General features: G+C 58.9%; 11 protein-coding genes. 9 read left to right on the top strand and 2 right to left on the bottom strand.

Annotated features, from left to right (window positions below; translation table 11 throughout):
- Window positions 1-143 precede the first annotated feature (143 nt).
- A complete protein-coding gene (locus ACRC4F_RS06900; RefSeq protein ID WP_109628080.1) occupies window positions 144-1538 on the bottom strand; it encodes a PhoH family protein in 1395 nt (464 codons plus the stop codon).
- A 348-nt stretch (window positions 1539-1886) separates the two neighbouring features.
- Window positions 1887-3011, bottom strand: coding sequence for a polysaccharide deacetylase family protein (locus ACRC4F_RS06895; RefSeq protein WP_438658648.1), 1125 nt, complete (start codon window positions 3009-3011; stop codon window positions 1887-1889).
- Between the two features lie 267 nt (window positions 3012-3278).
- On the opposite strand from ACRC4F_RS06895, the gene yaaA reads away from it, so the two are divergent.
- The 9 genes from yaaA to ACRC4F_RS06850 all read left to right on the top strand — a co-directional run bounded on the left by yaaA (window position 3279) and on the right by ACRC4F_RS06850 (window position 16209).
- Window positions 3279-4058, top strand: a complete 780-nt coding sequence (gene yaaA, locus ACRC4F_RS06890) for a peroxide stress protein YaaA (RefSeq protein ID WP_438658647.1) — start codon at window positions 3279-3281, stop codon at window positions 4056-4058.
- A gap of 807 nt (window positions 4059-4865) precedes the next feature.
- Window positions 4866-6182 carry a nucleotide sugar dehydrogenase gene (locus ACRC4F_RS06885; protein WP_109628077.1) on the top strand — a complete coding sequence of 439 codons (1317 nt, stop codon included), beginning with the start codon at window positions 4866-4868 and terminating at the stop codon, window positions 6180-6182.
- Window positions 6183-6303: 121 nt separating this feature from the next.
- Entirely contained in the window at window positions 6304-7785 is a 1482-nt protein-coding gene (gene alg8 / locus ACRC4F_RS06880; RefSeq protein ID WP_438658646.1) for a mannuronan synthase, read from the top strand.
- A gap of 35 nt (window positions 7786-7820) precedes the next feature.
- On the top strand, window positions 7821-8990 hold the full coding sequence (locus ACRC4F_RS06875; protein WP_438658645.1) for a PilZ domain-containing protein: 1170 nt from the start codon (window positions 7821-7823) through the stop codon (window positions 8988-8990).
- Window positions 8991-9128: 138 nt separating this feature from the next.
- A complete protein-coding gene (gene algK / locus ACRC4F_RS06870; protein WP_438658649.1) occupies window positions 9129-10508 on the top strand; it encodes an alginate biosynthesis TPR repeat lipoprotein AlgK in 1380 nt (459 codons plus the stop codon).
- Window positions 10505-11992 carry an alginate export family protein gene (locus ACRC4F_RS06865; protein WP_438658644.1) on the top strand — a complete coding sequence of 496 codons (1488 nt, stop codon included), beginning with the start codon at window positions 10505-10507 and terminating at the stop codon, window positions 11990-11992. Before algK ends, ACRC4F_RS06865 begins: the two co-directional genes overlap by 4 nt.
- A 26-nt stretch (window positions 11993-12018) precedes the next feature.
- A complete protein-coding gene (algG, locus tag ACRC4F_RS06860) occupies window positions 12019-13608 on the top strand; it encodes a mannuronan 5-epimerase AlgG (RefSeq protein WP_438658643.1) in 1590 nt (529 codons plus the stop codon).
- 10 nt (window positions 13609-13618) lie between these two features.
- Window positions 13619-15067 carry an alginate O-acetyltransferase gene (locus tag ACRC4F_RS06855; protein ID WP_438658642.1) on the top strand — a complete coding sequence of 483 codons (1449 nt, stop codon included), beginning with the start codon at window positions 13619-13621 and terminating at the stop codon, window positions 15065-15067.
- An 11-nt stretch (window positions 15068-15078) separates the two neighbouring features.
- Entirely contained in the window at window positions 15079-16209 is a 1131-nt protein-coding gene (locus ACRC4F_RS06850; RefSeq protein ID WP_438658641.1) for a mannuronate-specific alginate lyase, read from the top strand.
- Window positions 16210-16302 lie beyond the last annotated feature (93 nt).

The following is a 16302-nucleotide window of genomic DNA, read 5'->3' as shown; positions in this document are numbered from 1 at the left end:
GTGGCTTGCCCGCGATGCAGGCGCCGCGGTTCAGCAGGTACACCGCGGTGCTGCCATCGCGGGCAAGCCACGCTCCCACAGGGTTTTGTGTCGGGCATAAAAAAACCGGGCGGCTTTTGGGCCGCCCGGTTCTGGTGATGTAGTTACAAATGCGATTCGGCGTATTCGGCCAGAATCGAACGTGGTACCCCTTGCAGGGTGATGTGTACACCGTTGGGGAAATCCTTGAAGCGTTCAGTCAGGTACGTCAGCCCGGAGCTGGTCGCGGACAGGTAAGGGGTGTCGATCTGCGCCAGGTTACCCAGGCACACCACTTTGGAACCGGCGCCGGCACGGGTGATGATGGTTTTCATCTGGTGCGGTGTCAGGTTCTGGCATTCATCGATCAAAATCAGGCTCTGCTGGAAGCTGCGGCCTCGAATGTAGTTGAGGGATTTGAACTGCAACGGCACTTTACTGAGGATGTAATCGACGCTGCCATGGGTGTTTTCGTCATCCATGTGCAAGGCTTCGAGGTTGTCGGTGATGGCGCCCAGCCAAGGCTCCATTTTTTCCGCTTCGGTGCCGGGCAGGAAGCCGATTTCCTGGTCCAGGCCCTGCACGCTGCGCGTCGCGATGATCCGGCGGTAGCGTTTGCTAACCATCGTCTGCTCGATCGCCGCCGCCAGGGCCAGGATGGTTTTACCCGAACCGGCGGCCCCGGTCAGGTTTACCAGGTGGATATCCGGATCGAGCAAGGCGTACAGCGCCAGGCTTTGATAGATGTCACGCGGTTTCAGGCCCCAGGCTTCCTGATGCAACAGGGGTTCCTGATGCAGGTCGAGAATCAGCAGGCGGTCTTCCTCGATCTCCTTGATCCAGCCGACAAACCCCTGTTCGTCGATGATGAACTCATTGATGTGCACAGCTGGCAGGTTGTCGATCAGTTGCACCTGATGCCAGGTGCGACCGTGGTCCTGACGGGTTTCGACATTCTTCACGCGATCCCAGAAAGAGCCGTCCATGTTGTGATAACCATTGGGCAGCAGCGAGACGTCGTCGACCAGTTGGTCGGTGCTGTAGTCCTCGGCCGCGATCCCGCACGCCCGGGCCTTGAGGCGCATGTTGATGTCTTTGGTAACCAGCACCACGGGCAGTTTCGGCTCGCGCGCGTGCAAGTCAATCAACTGGTTGATGATGATGTTGTCGTTCAGGTGTTCGGGAAGAATGATGTTCGGTTCGGCACGCTTGCTCATCAGAATTGACAGCAAACCCTTGGGCCCACTCTTGCCGCGCTGGATCGGCACACCGAGCTCGACGTCCTCGGGGCTGGCATCACCCAACGTCTTGTCGATCAGGCGAATCGCCTGACGGCATTCCGCAGCCACGCTGTGATGCCCGCTCTTGAGCTTGTCCAGCTCCTCAAGCACGGTCATCGGGATGGCAACGTGGTGTTCTTCGAAGTTAAGAAGGGCGTTTGGATCGTGAATCAATACGTTGGTATCGAGTACATAAAGGATTGGCTGGTTGGAGGAAGAACTACGTCCGTGATCATCCATACTCGGTCACCTATGTGGGAGCCAGTCGACGCAATACCGTGACAGTGCTGCGCCTCGATGTGGCCACCGAATTCACCTGCGGAGACTCAAGTGAATTGCATCCATAGCTGGGTCTTGGAAGACGCCACCTGTGGTGCAGGTTTCGGCGGTCTGTCTTCGTAATACTCCAAAACCCATGACAGAAAAAAGTACTTTGACGCTTTTTTGAAGTTTATTTTTCAGAGTGACCAATAGCACTAGGCGGATGGCCATCACCCCGTTAAAGTCGGAAGTCCGCCTGCATCGAATTTCGCGTAAAAATCACCCCGCCGCGCCCTCCCCCCCAATGATTCCGGGCTTTTTACCGTTTCAGCGAAACGCGTCCTGACAGTCCTCCCAACCGATCCCGCTTTGCGCCGTTTGCGTGATGAGCCAGGGCATCGCCGTTTTCACCGCATCCTGCTTCGCATTGAAGTTGATCACCCCGTGTCGCCACAGCAGCATCAGCGTCAGCACGCGCTGCGCGCTCGGGTTGCCTTTGAGCTTGCCGGCGCCGTCCTGGGCATCGATGTCCCACAACGCCACCTGCAAACCCTGAGCCTTGAAGAAGCCTTCGGCATCCGAGCGACGCTGGCCATCGGGCGGGCGAAACAGCGGCACGTAATTCTCCGGCAGTTTGCTTTTGACCAGCTCGACGCTTCGGCGCACCGAATCCTGCCAGTCCTGCCAGTGGCTGTGAGAACGAAACTCCCACCCTTGCACGCCGATGCACTGCGTTGAATACGTCGCTTGCAGGCTGGCCACCGAGCGCTCGGCCAAACGTGCCTGGATATCCTTGCCCAGCACGAAGAACGTGCCACTCATGTTCGACTTGCGCAGGTACTCCGCGACCCAACCGGTGTTGTCCGGCATGACATTGGCGGCGCTGTCGAAGGTCAGCAAAAACAGTCGGTCATGCATCTCGTCGCCGTTGCGCTCATAGTCGCCAAAACGATCGACTTCGCTGCTGCTCTGTGGAAACAGCGCCGCCTTGCGCAGTTGCTCGTCGAGGTACTGGGCGTGAAACAACCGACTCGGCTCCGACCACTTTATGTAATAGCTATCGTCGCTGACCTGAAACTTGGCCGCTTGCTGGCGCAGGGTGTCCATGTCCTCGACGAGGAAACAGAAGGAAGCATCCTGATCACAGCTCTGCTGGGCGAAGTTGTAGTTGGCGAGCAGGCGCTGCCACAGGCGCTGACGCAGGTTGTTGACCGACTCCAGATTAATCGTGCGCAACCCCAGGCGTTGCGCCAGGGCCGGTTCATCCAGCGACTCGCTCGCCAGCAACACCCGCGCGAACATGAGGATTTCGGCGCGTGATGCTACGTCGAACAGCGTCGGGCTGCTGAGCTGTTCCGGCCAGGTGCTGCGATCAAGCGTCGCCACATCGCCCGGCGCCGCCATGGCACCGAAGCTCAAGAGCCAGGCCGATAATAGAAAAACGATACGCAATGGGATGTCTCCATAACAAAACCCGCGCGGCACTATAGCTGATCCGGCCCATATTCCCGCAGCAACACCGGCCCCCTGTGGGAGCGAGCCTGCTCGCGATAGCGGTTTCACATTCAATATTGATGTCGGCTGACACACCGCTTTCGCGAGCAGGCTCGCTCCCACAGGTTTTGTGGATGGCCACCGATCATCACCTATGACGCTGATAGCTGGAGTCAACCGGCCCAACCCCCTAGAATCGCCCCCACGATTAAAGGAGACGACTTCATGCTGATGGTGATTTCCCCCGCCAAGACCCTCGACTACGAAACACCGCCGGCGACCCAGCGCTTTACCCAGCCGCAGTACCTCGACCATTCCCAGGAACTGATCATGCAGCTGCGCGACCTGACGCCAGCGCAGATCAGCGAGTTGATGCACGTCTCCGACAAGATCGGCGGCCTCAACGCCGCGCGTTTCGGCAGCTGGACGCCCGCGTTCACCCCGGAGAACGCCAAGCAGGCGTTGCTCGCCTTCAAGGGCGATGTGTACACCGGCCTCAACGCACAAACTTTCAGCGAAGCCGATTTCGATTACGCGCAACAACACTTGCGCATGCTTTCAGGACTGTACGGCCTGTTGCGTCCGCTGGACCTGATGCAACCGTATCGTCTGGAAATGGGCACCAAACTGGCGAATGCCCGCGGCAAGGACCTGTATGCGTTCTGGGGCACGCGGATCAGCGAATGGCTCAACGAAGCCCTGGCCGATCAGGGCGATGACGTGTTGCTGAACCTGGCCTCCAACGAGTACTTCTCGGCGGTCAAACGCAGTGCCCTGAACGCACGCATCATCAATACCGACTTCAAGGACTTGAAGAACGGCCAATACAAGATCATCAGTTTCTACGCGAAAAAAGCGCGGGGAATGATGAGTCGGTTTGTCATTGAAGAGCGCGTCAACGACCCGGCAGACCTCAAAAAATTTGACGTTCAAGGCTATCGCTACAGCGCCGAGCAGTCTAAACCGGACCATTTGGTATTCCTGCGCGATAACGCGCCCGAGTAAGCTCCCGGACGGTGCACGACAGCAAAAAATCGTCGTGCGCCGCTGTCTGATCGTCGAACAATTCCCCGCCAGATTCGCCGATTTATTGGCGCCAAAAACCCATCGCTTAACTTTCTAACTTTAGTTTCACTCGACTTTGATGTTTTTTTTCAGTAGTGGCACTGAAATTTTTTATCGGTAGTGGCACAAAACTATCTGATCCGCTAATAAGCCTATATATAAAGGGCCAAACGGCAAGTGCTATCAATGTGAAAGCAGTGCCATCTTTCTCAATATTTCAAGAAATTTCAGAATTCGCGATGGGTGGACTGGAACTATGTCCAAATGCGTAGCTCATACCACCGGTAACGATTTTCTCAATTCACGTACGAGATAACTTACGCAGAGAAGAGCGTCACGTAGCAAAGTTGTCACATTAACTTCTGCAGACTGGGCTCCGATTTGGGCAACACATAAAGGACAGGAGATACGCTTATCAATATCCCCTTCAAGGCCAAGGCTGCGCCCCTATAAACGTGCTCACCTGAGCACCCAACCGCTTGATTTACGGGCTTCTGCCTGGCATTGAGCGCGCAAGACCATTGCACGAATGTCTTCTGATTAGAAGATTGGCTGCATAACAGGGCATATCAGAATAATAAGGCCTAGTTGCGCACATCTTGAGTGCACTTATTTAGACACTCGGAACTTTGTATGCCTGCACGCGGCACTGTGGCGCCTGTAAGCCGCACTTCCGAGTGCACTATACCGCTGAACACCATTAACTCCGGCCATGTAATGGCTTGATAAAACACAGAGGTAATTGCGATGCGCATCAGCATATTTGGTTTGGGTTACGTCGGCGCAGTATGTGCCGGTTGCCTGTCTGCACGGGGCCATGACGTCGTTGGCGTCGATGTTGCCAAAGACAAAATCGATATGATCAACGCCGGCAAATCGCCGATCGTTGAACCGGGTCTGGGCGAACTTCTGAAGAAGGGCATCGAGACGGGCAAATTGCGCGGCACGACCAACTTCGCCGAAGCGATTCGCGACACCGACCTGTCGATGATCTGCGTCGGTACGCCGAGCAAGAAGAACGGCGACCTGGAACTGAACTACATCGAAGCCGTGTGCCGCGAGATCGGTTTTGTCCTGCGTGACAAGACCACCCGCCACACCATCGTGGTTCGCAGCACCGTTTTACCGGGCACTGTCGCAAACGTTGTCATCCCGATCCTCGAAGACTGCTCCGGCAAGAAAGCCGGTGTTGATTTCGGCGTTGCAGTGAACCCTGAGTTCCTGCGTGAAAGCACCGCGATCGCCGACTACGACCTGCCGCCAATGACCGTTATCGGCGAGTTCGACAAGGCTTCGGGCGACGTTCTGCAATCGCTGTACGAAGAGCTCGACGCACCGATCATCCGCAAGGACATCGCCGTTGCAGAGATGATCAAGTACACATGCAACGTGTGGCACGCCACCAAAGTGACCTTCGCCAACGAGATCGGCAACATCGCCAAGGCGTGCGGCGTCGACGGTCGTGAAGTGATGGAAGTGGTATGCCAGGACAAGACACTGAACCTGTCCCAGTACTACATGCGCCCGGGTTTCGCGTTCGGCGGCTCTTGCCTGCCGAAAGACGTGCGCGCCCTGACCTACCGCGCCGGTGCCCTGGACGTGGAATCGCCGTTGCTGAACTCGCTGATGCGCAGTAACGAGTCCCAGGTGCAGAACGCCTTCGACATCGTTTCCAGCCACGACAAACGCAAAGTCGCCCTGCTGGGCCTGAGCTTCAAGGCTGGCACCGATGACCTGCGCGAAAGCCCGCTGGTTGATCTGGCAGAAATGCTGATCGGCAAGGGTTACGACCTGAGCATCTACGACAGCAACGTCGAATACGCCCGTGTCCACGGCGCGAACAAGGATTACATCGAGTCGAAGATCCCTCACGTCTCGTCCTTGCTCAACGCTGACTTCGACGACGTCATCGCCAACTCCGACGTGATCATCCTCGGCAACCGTGACGAGAAATTCCGCGCCCTGGCGCAGAACGCTCCGCACGGCAAGCAAGTCGTCGACCTGGTCGGCTTCATGTCCAAAGCCACCAGCGTAAGCGGCCGCACTGAAGGCATCTGCTGGTAACAAGCGGTATCGGGAGGGTTTGCGGTGCTCACAAAGCCCGCAACCCTCCCGGCTTTTTCGCCTGCCTTAACCCCATCGGGCCACCCCACAGGCTCGCCCGAGATAGAGACGGATGCAGATTATGCACAGGCTAAAGCACGGCCTACTTCAGGCCGCCGGTTGGCTGTTTTACCTAAGTATTTTGATGGGCATCGCCATGGCGTTGCCTGCGTCCACGTTCGACTCCGAGTCGAAGGACTTCATTTTCCTGATTGGTTTTATCGGGATCTGGCGCTACTCGATGGGTGCCACGCACTTTCTGCGCGGCATGCTGTTCCTGTACGTGGTCTATCCGCACCTGCGGCGCAAAGTGCGCAAGCTGGGTGGAGCGGCAAACCCCTCCCACGTATTTCTGATGGTCACCAGCTTCCGTATCGATGCCTTGACCACCGCTCAGGTCTACGCCTCGGTGATTCGCGAAGCGATCGACTGCGGCCTGCCGACCACCATGGTGTGCTCCATCGTCGAAATGTCCGATGAGAAGCTGGTGAAAAGCCTTTGGTCCCGGATGAATCCGCCGGATCGGGTCAAGCTCGACTTCGTGCGCATTCCCGGCACCGGCAAGCGTGATGGCCTGGCCTACGGTTTCCGCGCCATCTCCCGCCACCTGCCGGACGACCGCGCCGTGGTTGCGGTGATCGATGGCGACACCGTGCTCGCCGAGGGCACCGTGCTCAAGACCGTGCCGTGGTTCCAGCTGTTCGGCAATGTCGGCGGCCTCACCACCAACGAGTTCTGCGAAGTGCGCGGCGGCTACATCATGAGCGAATGGCACAAACTGCGCTTCGCTCAGCGCCACATCAACATGTGCTCGATGGCCCTGTCCAAGCGCGTACTGACCATGACCGGCCGGATGTCGGTGTTTCGCGCAACCGTGGTCACCAACCCGGACTTCATCGCCGACGTGGAAAGCGACTCGCTGCAACACTGGCGCCTGGGCCGTTTCAAGTTCCTGACCGGTGACGACAAGTCGAGCTGGTTCAGCCTGATGCGCCTGGGCTACGACACGTTCTACGTGCCGGACGCCGCGATCCACACGGTCGAGCATCCGCCGGAAAAAAGCTTCATCAAGGCCAGCCGCAAACTGATGTTCCGCTGGTACGGCAACAACTTGCGCCAGAACGCCCGTGCCCTGGGCCTGGGGGTTAAACGCCTCGGTTTGTTTACTTCGGTGGTGCTGTTCGATCAGCGCGTGTCGATGTGGACCTCATTGCTGGGTCTGACCGTCGCGCTGATCGCCAGCTTCAAATACGGCACCGCGTTCATCCTCGTTTACTTGCTCTGGATCGGCATTACCCGCCTGATCCTGACCGTGCTGCTGTCGTTGTCCGGTCACCGGATCGGCCCGGCCTACCCGGCGATTCTCTATTACAACCAGATCGTCGGCGCGATGGTGAAGATCTACGTGTTCTTCCGCCTCGACCGACAGTCCTGGAGTCGCCAGCCCACTTCCCTGACCCGTGATCTCGCCAGCTTTCAAGGTTGGTTCAACACTTGGTCGTCTCGGACCATGACCTTCTCCGCCGGCAGCATTTTTGTTGCCGTGCTGCTGATGATGGTCTGACCGAACTCGCCTGAATTAACTAGGAAATCGCCCATATGAATACCGCCGTCAACGCCAACGTAGTGCATGAGTCAGAAGCCCAGCGCCAACACGCCCGAGTAAAAATTCCGGCCAAGCTGCGCTTCTTCGGTCCCGATCGGACCCCGATGGAAGCTCGAGTGATCGACCTCTCCGCTGGCGGTCTGGCCTTCAACGCCGGTCAGTTGCCACTGAAAATCGGCGACGTGTACAAGGCTCGCCTGCAATTTGTCATCGATAACCTCGGCCTGGCCATGGACGTGGAGCTGCAGGTTCGCTCCTTCGACCGCCCGACCGGTCGTGCCGGTTGCCAGTTCCAGAACCTGGAACCCCAAGACATCTCGACCCTGCGCCACTTGATCACTTCGCACCTGGCCGGCGACATCGTCAGCATGGGTGAAGTACTGGCCACCCTGCAGCGCGACAACTTCACCAAGGCGCGCAAGATGAAGGACGGCGAACACGGCATGTCCGCGTTCGGCCGCCTGCGCGCCGTGACCTTCAGCCTGGCGATTTTCATCGTCGGCCTGGCGGCGTTCGGTTTCATCTTCAAGTCGGTGTACGGCATGTACTTCGTCAGCCACGCCCAGGCCGGTCTGGTCAGCGTACCGGGCATGAACATCACCATGCCGCGCGACGGCACCGTGCAGAGCCTGATCAAGGATGACGGCGTTGCCGCCAAAGGCGCTCCACTCGCGACCTTCAGCACCAGCATGCTCGATGTGCTCAAGGGTCATCTTGACGACAACCAACTGCAACCGGCCAAGGTTGAAGAGCTGTTCGGCAAGCAAATGACCGGCACCCTGACTTCGCCGTGCGATTGCACCGTGGCCCAGCAACTGGTCGCCAACGGTCAGTACGCCAGCAAGGGCGACGTGATCTTCCAACTGGTGCCGCGTAACAGCGAAGCCAACGTTGAAGCACGCTTCACCTATCGCCAGTTCGCCGATGTACGTCCAGGCAGCACGGTCAGCTTCCAGATCGCCGGCGAAGACACCACTCGCAGCGGCAAGGTCGTTAGCAGCACCAGCCTGAAAAGCGCTGACCTTTCCTCCGACATCCGCGTGCTGATCCAGCCGGACGAGCCGCTGGACAGCAAGTTCGCCGGTCGCCCGGTTGAAGTGAACGCCACCCGTGGTCCGAACCTGAACTGGCTGATCGACAAAGCCATGGCTTCCGGTCTTTAAGCAGAGGACATGCCTGTGACTATCTCAAAGATCTCGAATACGCCGCAGTCCCTGTGGGAGCGAGCCTGCTCGCGATGGGATCGCCGCGGTTTGTCTGATGTACCGAGTCGCTTGAATCGCCAGCAGGCTGGCTCCCACATGGGTACGGTGTGTGCTTTGGCCTTGGCCGTAAGCCTCGCCGGTTGCGCCGGCCTGCCCGACCAGCGTCTGGCCAACGAAGCCCTCAAGCGCGGCGACACCGCGCTGGCGGCGCAGAACTATCAGCAACTGGCAGACCTCGGTTACAGCGAAGCACAGGTAGGCCTGGCTGATATCCAGGTCGACAGCCGCGACCCGGCACAAATCAAACAGGCCGAGGCGACTTACCGCGCCGCGGCCAGCGTTTCGCCGCGGGCCCAGGCTCGCCTCGGTCGTCTGCTGGTGGCCAAGCCGGGTTCCACCGAAGCCGAACAGCACGAAGCCGAAGGCCTGTTGAAAAAAGCCTCGGCCGCTGGTGAAGGCAACACCCTGATCCCGCTGGCAATGCTTTACCTGCAGTACCCGCACAGTTTCCCGAACGTCAACGCCCAGCAGCAGATCTCCCAATGGCGCGCCGAAGGCAAACCTGAAGCGGGCCTGGCTCAAGTGCTGCTGTATCGCACCCAGGGCACTTACGACCAGCACCTGGACGAAGTGGAAACCATCTGCAAGGCCGCGCTGAACACCACCGACATCTGCTATGTCGAACTGGCCACGGTCTATCAGAAACAGGCCAAGCCTGAGCAACAGGCCGAGCTGATCAAGCAGATGCAAGCGGCTCACGCCCGCGGCACGGTCACCGCTCAACGCGTGGACAGCGTCGCTCGTGTATTGGGTGATGCGACCCTCGGCAAGACCGACGAGAAAACCGCTCAGTCGCTGCTCGAAGACATCGCTCCGGGCTACCCCGCTTCGTGGGTCAGCCTCGCGCAATTGCTCTACGACTTCCCGGAACTGGGCGACGTCGACACGATGATGAAGTACCTGGACAACGGCCGCGCCGCTGACCAGCCGCGTGCCGAGCTATTGCTGGGCAAGCTCTACTACGAAGGCAAAATGGTGCCGGCCGACGCGAAGGTCGCCGAAGAACACTTCAAGAAAGCCGTCGACCGGGAAGTGGCCGCCGATTACTACCTCGGCCAGATCTACCGTCGCGGTTACCTGGGCAAAGTCTATTCGCAGAAAGCGCTGGACCACCTGCTCAAGGCAGCACGCAACGGCCAGAACAGCGCCGACTTCGCCATTGCCCAACTGTTTTCCCAAGGCAAGGGCACCAAGCCCGACCCGCTTAACGCTTACGTCTTCAGCCAATTGGCCAAGGCGCAGAACACCCCGCAAGCCACCGAGCTTGCACAAACACTCGAAGCGCAACTGCCGCCTGCCCAGCTCGCCGAGGCCCAACACCTGTTGAAACAAGAACAGGCCGTTCGTGGTGCCTTGAGCCAGAACACGCTGGAACTGCACGCCCTGCAAGAAGAAGACGGCGAGGAATCCCTATGAAGTTGAATCCATTCGTGAAGGCCGGTATCGGCCTGTCATTCGCCCTCTTGTGGTCGTGCCCGACCCTGGCGGCCCTGACTGAAAGCAAGAACTACGGCCTTGACGTGAAAATCACCGCCCAGTCCGAAGACGATACCGACCTGGGTACAGCGAGCGGCGGCGACGTCAACGGCGTCGGCCTCGACCTGCGTCCATGGATCTACGGCGAGAGCGGCGCGTGGAGCGGTTATGCGATGGGTCAGGCGGTGACGTCCACCGACATCATCGAGACCGACACCCTGCAGCAGTCCGACAGCGACGGCACCCAGGCCACCGACAACGGTGATCGCAAGAGCAAGAAAAACTACCTGGCGATGCGCGAGTTCTGGGTCGGCTACAGCGGCCTCACGCCGTACCCTGGCGAGATCCTCAAGCTCGGTCGCCAACGCCTGCGCAACGACGACGGCCAATGGCGCGACACCAACATCGAAGCCCTGAACTGGACCTTCGACACCACCCTGTTGCGTGCCAATGCCGGTGTCGCCGAACGCTTCAGCGAATACCGCACCGACCTCACCGAGCTGGCGCCGAAAGACAAGGATCGCCTGCACGCCTACGCCGATGCGGCGTATCAGTGGACGCCGGGCAACTGGGTCGGCATTCGCGGTCATCACACCCACGATGACGGCAAGCTCGACTATCCACAACCGGGTGTTCCCGCCGATTCCCTGGACAAGAAAGAGAACGGCGACATCAGCTGGATCGGCCTCACCGCCGACAGCGATGCCTACAACTGGCGCAACACCAACACCGTCAATTACTGGGGCAGCGTCACCGGCATGAGCGGCGACCGCGACACGGTCAACCCGCTGACCGCCGAAGGCACCGCACCGGCACAAGCCAAGACCAGCGGCAACGTCGATGGCTGGGCCACTGACCTGGGCGTGCGTCTGCGCCTCGATCCGCAATGGCAAGTCGGTGCAGCCTATGCCCGCGCCAGCGCTGATTACGAACAAAACGGCCTGGAAAGCAACCGCTCGAACTACACCGGTACTCGCTCGCGGGTTCACCGTTTCGGCGAAGCCTTCCGTGGCGAAATGAACAACATGCAGACCGCCACGTTGTTCGGTTCGTGGATGCTCAACGACGAATACGACGCCAGCGTGATCTACCACAAATTCTGGCGCGTCGACGGCAACAAGCCAGTCGGCAGCAACGGCATCAACGCCGTGCAGAACGACACCGACGACGTGACCGGCGCCGTACTTTCCAGCACGTCCCTGCCGCTGGAAGACGGCAACAAAGACCTCGGCCAGGAAATGGACGTGGTCGTCACCAAGTACTTCAAGCAAGGCCTGCTGCCGGCCTCCCTGAGTCAGTCGATCGATGAGCCTTCGGCCCTCGTGCGTTTGCGTGGCGGTGTGTTCAAGCCGGGCGATGCGTATGGCAAAGGCGTCGACTCGTACATGCACCGCGCGTTTATCGACGTGATCTGGCGCTTCTGATGCGAACCGCGAAGGGAGTTCCTGACATGAACAGTCCGAAGAGAGGCTCGTTGACCTTGCTGGCCGGCGCGATGCTGCTGGCAAGTTCAGCGGCCTTCGCCACGGTGGAGCCGGTTGCACCCGCGCAGAAAGGGCAGCCGGCGACCATCGCCAAAGGTCTGCAACAAGCCAAGACCTACACCGTCAGCAGCGCGCCGACCGAGCCGCTGGAACTGGCTGCACCGAAACTGCCGGACACCTCCGGCTATACCGCCGAGGCCATCGCCGCGAAAATCGTGCGCACCAAGGCCGGCAAGATCAGCGTGCGTCGGATGATGCAGGAAGACGCCCTGAAGGACTTCATCGGCGGCGACAACAAGATGGCCGAGTGGGTGGTGCGTCAGCACGGTATCCCGCAGGCAATCTTCGTCGATGACGGCTACATGAACCTCAAGGACCTGGCGAAGAAGCTGCCCAAGCAGTACTTCAGTGAAACTTCGCCGGGCGTGTTCCTGGCGAAGCTGCCGATCGTGGTCGGCAAGAACGGCATCCTGGAAATCGACAAGCAGACCCAGGAATTGCGCCTGTCCCAAGAGGCCGGTTCGTTCCTGGTCAACGACGGCCAGCTGTTCGTGCGTGATACCAAAATCACTGGCTGGAGCGAAAAGGCAAACGGCCCGGCAGCCTTCAAGTCGCCGAAGGAATTCCGTCCGTTTCTGCTGTCCTGGGGCGGCACCCAGACGTACATCGCCAACAGCAAGATCGCCAGTTTCGGCTACGCCAACAGTAAGTCCTACGGCGTGAGTATCTCCCAGTACACGCCGAACATGGCCAAGGTGCTCAAGCGTCCTGAACCGACGGGATGGATCGTCGGCTCCGAGTTCTCGGACATGTGGTACGGCTTCTACTGCTACGAAGCCCGCGACTTCGTGGTCAAGGGCAACACCTACAAAGACAACATCGTCTACGGCATTGACCCGCATGACCGTTCCCACGGACTGATCATCGCCGACAACACCGTGTTCGGGACCAAGAAGAAGCACGGGATCATTATTTCCCGTGAGGTCAACGACAGCTTCATCTTCAACAACCGCAGCTACGACAACAAATTGTCGGGCCTGGTGATCGACCGTAACAGCGTCAACAACCTGATCGCCTACAACGAGATCTACAAGAACCACACCGACGGCATCACTCTCTACGAGAGTGGCGACAATCTGATCTACGGCAACAAAGTGATCAGCAACCGTCGTCACGGCATCCGGATTCGTAACAGCGTGAACATCCGCCTCTACGAAAACCTCGCCATGGCCAACGGCCTGACCGGCGTCTACGGCCACATCAAGGACCTGAGCGACACCGACCGGGACATCAAGCTCGACCCGTTCGACGCCCAGGTATCGCTGATCATCGTCGGCGGCGAACTGGCCGGCAACGGCAGCGGCCCGCTGTCCATCGACTCGCCGCTGAGCGTCGAGTTGTACCGCGTGTCCATGCTCGCGCCGACCAAATCCAGCGGCATCAGCTTCAACGGGATTCTTGGCGAGCGCCAGGATGAAATTCTCGACCTGCTGGTGCGCCAGCAGAAAGCCGTGCTGATCGACCCTGTCGAACGCCAGACCGAAATGCAGGACTGAGGATAATTTTATGCACCCACACTTGATCAAATTACTCAGCCTGTCGGCCCTGACCGCCGGCATTCTCGCGGCCAGCGCCGGCGTTCGTGCCGATGAAGTCAAAGCCCCTAGTTTCAGTGCTGAACCGTGCTGCAACCTGTGCCCGGAAGCCCACGACGCGAAAAACTACACCACGCGCTACCAGCAGAACTTCACCACGCTGGTGCAGGCTCAGGGCGACTGGCTGTTCCGTACACAGGAAGACTTGCGCACCGAATTCGACACTACACCCGCCGGCTACAAACGCATGAAAGAACTGCACGATGCGTTCAAGAGCAAAGGCATTGAACTGGTCGTCGTTTACCAACCGACCCGTGGCCTGGTGAACCGCAACAAACTCAATCCGGAAGACAAAGCCAAATTTGATTTCGACAAGGCCCTGAGAAACTACAAGACCATGCTCGGGCGTTTCGCCGCCATGGGTTATGTGGTTCCGGACCTGTCACCGCTGACCAACGAATCGCTGCCCGACACCCTGCCCGCCCACGACTTCTACTTCCGCGGCGACCAACACTGGACGCCGTATGGCGCCCAGCGCACGGCGAAAATCGTCGGCGAGAAAATCAAGCAATTGCCTGAGTTCGCGGACATTCCGAAGCGCGAATTCGAGAGCCATAAGTCGGGTCGCATGGGCAAGACCGGAACATTACACAACATGGCCGGTCAACTCTGTGGCACTAGCTACGCGATCCAGTACATGGATCAGTTCACCACCGAGCCAAAGGGCGAAGCCGCCGACGGCGACTTGTTCAGTGACTCCGGCAATCCAGAGATCACCCTGGTCGGCACCAGCCACAGTGGCAAGAACTACAACTTCGCCGGTTTCCTCGAAGAGGCCATCGGCGCCGACATCCTCAACGTGGCGTTCCCCGGCGGTGGCCTGGAAGGTTCGATGCTGCAGTACCTGGGCAGCGAAGAGTTCCAGACCAAGCCGCCGAAGATTCTGATCTGGGAATTCTCGCCGCTCTATCGCCTCGACCAGGAAACCATCTACCGCCAGATGATGGCGCTGCTGGACAACGGTTGCGAAGGAAAGGATGCACAGATGACCGGCAGCACCACGTTGAAACCGGGCAAGAACGAATTGATGGTCAACAGCAAGAACCTGAACCTGCAAAACGGCAGTCACCAGGTCGACATCCAGTTCGCCGATGCGTCGGTGAAAGTCCTGCAAGCCACCCTCTGGTACATGAACGGTCGCCACGAGGACATCAAAATCGAAAAACCGGAAACTTCCGACACCGACGGGCGCTTTGCCTTTGAGTTGCGTACGGACGAAGACTGGGCCTCGCAGAATCTGCTGGCCGTCGAAATCCAGGGCCCTGAAGCAGGTGCCACGCCACAGAAAGTCGAAGCGAAAATCTGCAAACGCAACGTGTTCCCTGGCGCTGGGCAGCGTACCGCTCAAGCCGGGCAATGAGGCAACCTCTTATGACATGCATGCAAACCCGAACTTTGAAAAGATTACTCGCACCGTCACTGCTGACGCTGGCCATGTTCGCCGGCGCTACCCAGGCCGCCGCACCACTGCGCCCGCCACAGGGTTACTTCGCGCCGATTGAAAAAGTCAAAACCGGCGACAAAAGCGAAGGCTGTGATGCGATGCCGACGCCGTACACCGGCTCGCTGCAATTTCGCAGCAAGTACGAAGGCTCCGACAAGGCCCGTTCGACCCTGAATGAAGCCTCGGAAAAAGCCTTCCGCGAGACCACCGCCGACATCACCAAGATTGAGCGCGGTACCAGCAAGCGCGTGATGCAGTACATGCGTGACGGTCGTCCGGAACAACTTGAATGCACCCTGAATTGGTTGACCGCGTGGGCCAAGGCCGATGCGTTGATGTCCAAGGACTTCAACCACACCGGCAAGTCCATGCGCAAATGGGCGTTGGGCAGCATGGCGTCGTCGTACATTCGCTTGAAGTTCTCCGACTCGCACCCGTTGGCCAACCATCAGCAAGAGTCGCAGTTGATCGAAGCCTGGTTCAGCAAAATGGCTGATCAGGTGGTCAGCGATTGGGACAACCTGCCGCTGGAAAAAACCAACAACCACTCGTACTGGTCCGCCTGGTCGGTGATGGCAACGTCCATCGCCACCAACCGTCGCGACCTGTTCGACTGGGCAGTGAAGGAATACAAAGTCGGCGCCAATCAAATTGATGCTCAGGGTTTCCTGCCGAACGAACTGAAGCGTCAGCAACGTGCCCTCGCCTATCACAACTACGCCCTGCCACCGCTGTCGATGATCGCCAGTTTTGCGCTGGTCAACGGTGTGGATCTGCGCCAGGAAAACAACGGCGCGCTGAAACGCCTGGGTGATCGAGTGCTGTCGGGGGTTAAAGACCCGAATGAATTCGAGAAGAAGAACGGCAAGGAACAGGACATGACCGACCTCAAGGTCGACTCGAAATTCGCTTGGCTGGAACCGTTCTGCACGCTCTACACCTGCTCGCCGGATGTGCTTGAGAAAAAGCACGAGATGCAGCCGTTCAAGACCTTCCGCCTCGGGGGTGACCTGACCAAGGTCTACGACCCGGCCAACGAGAAAGGCAAAGGTTCTTAACGCATAACCCTTGTAGGAGCCGGCTTGCTGGCGATGGCGGTATGACATTCACCATCGATGTCGACTGATCCACCGCCTTCGCCAGCAAGCCGG

Source organism: Pseudomonas sp. (genome assembly GCF_051660785.1).
Lineage (GTDB): Bacteria > Pseudomonadota > Gammaproteobacteria > Pseudomonadales > Pseudomonadaceae > Aquipseudomonas.
This window is presented reverse-complemented; position numbering and strand designations above follow the sequence as displayed.

Excerpts from the sequence above, each read along its gene's own strand:
- ACRC4F_RS06900 (WP_109628080.1), bottom strand. The coding sequence starts at position 1,538 with ATGGATGATCACGGACGTAGTTCTTCCTCCAACCAGCCAATCCTTTAT.
- ACRC4F_RS06855 (WP_438658642.1), top strand. The coding sequence starts at position 13,619 with ATGCACCCACACTTGATCAAATTACTCAGCCTGTCGGCCCTGACCGCC.
- yaaA (WP_438658647.1), top strand. The coding sequence starts at position 3,279 with ATGCTGATGGTGATTTCCCCCGCCAAGACCCTCGACTACGAAACACCG.
- algK (WP_438658649.1), top strand. The coding sequence starts at position 9,129 with ATGGGTACGGTGTGTGCTTTGGCCTTGGCCGTAAGCCTCGCCGGTTGC.
- ACRC4F_RS06875 (WP_438658645.1), top strand. The coding sequence starts at position 7,821 with ATGAATACCGCCGTCAACGCCAACGTAGTGCATGAGTCAGAAGCCCAG.
- ACRC4F_RS06850 (WP_438658641.1), top strand. The coding sequence starts at position 15,079 with ATGACATGCATGCAAACCCGAACTTTGAAAAGATTACTCGCACCGTCA.
- ACRC4F_RS06865 (WP_438658644.1), top strand. The coding sequence starts at position 10,505 with ATGAAGTTGAATCCATTCGTGAAGGCCGGTATCGGCCTGTCATTCGCC.
- ACRC4F_RS06885 (WP_109628077.1), top strand. The coding sequence starts at position 4,866 with ATGCGCATCAGCATATTTGGTTTGGGTTACGTCGGCGCAGTATGTGCC.
- alg8 (WP_438658646.1), top strand. The coding sequence starts at position 6,304 with ATGCACAGGCTAAAGCACGGCCTACTTCAGGCCGCCGGTTGGCTGTTT.
- algG (WP_438658643.1), top strand. The coding sequence starts at position 12,019 with ATGAACAGTCCGAAGAGAGGCTCGTTGACCTTGCTGGCCGGCGCGATG.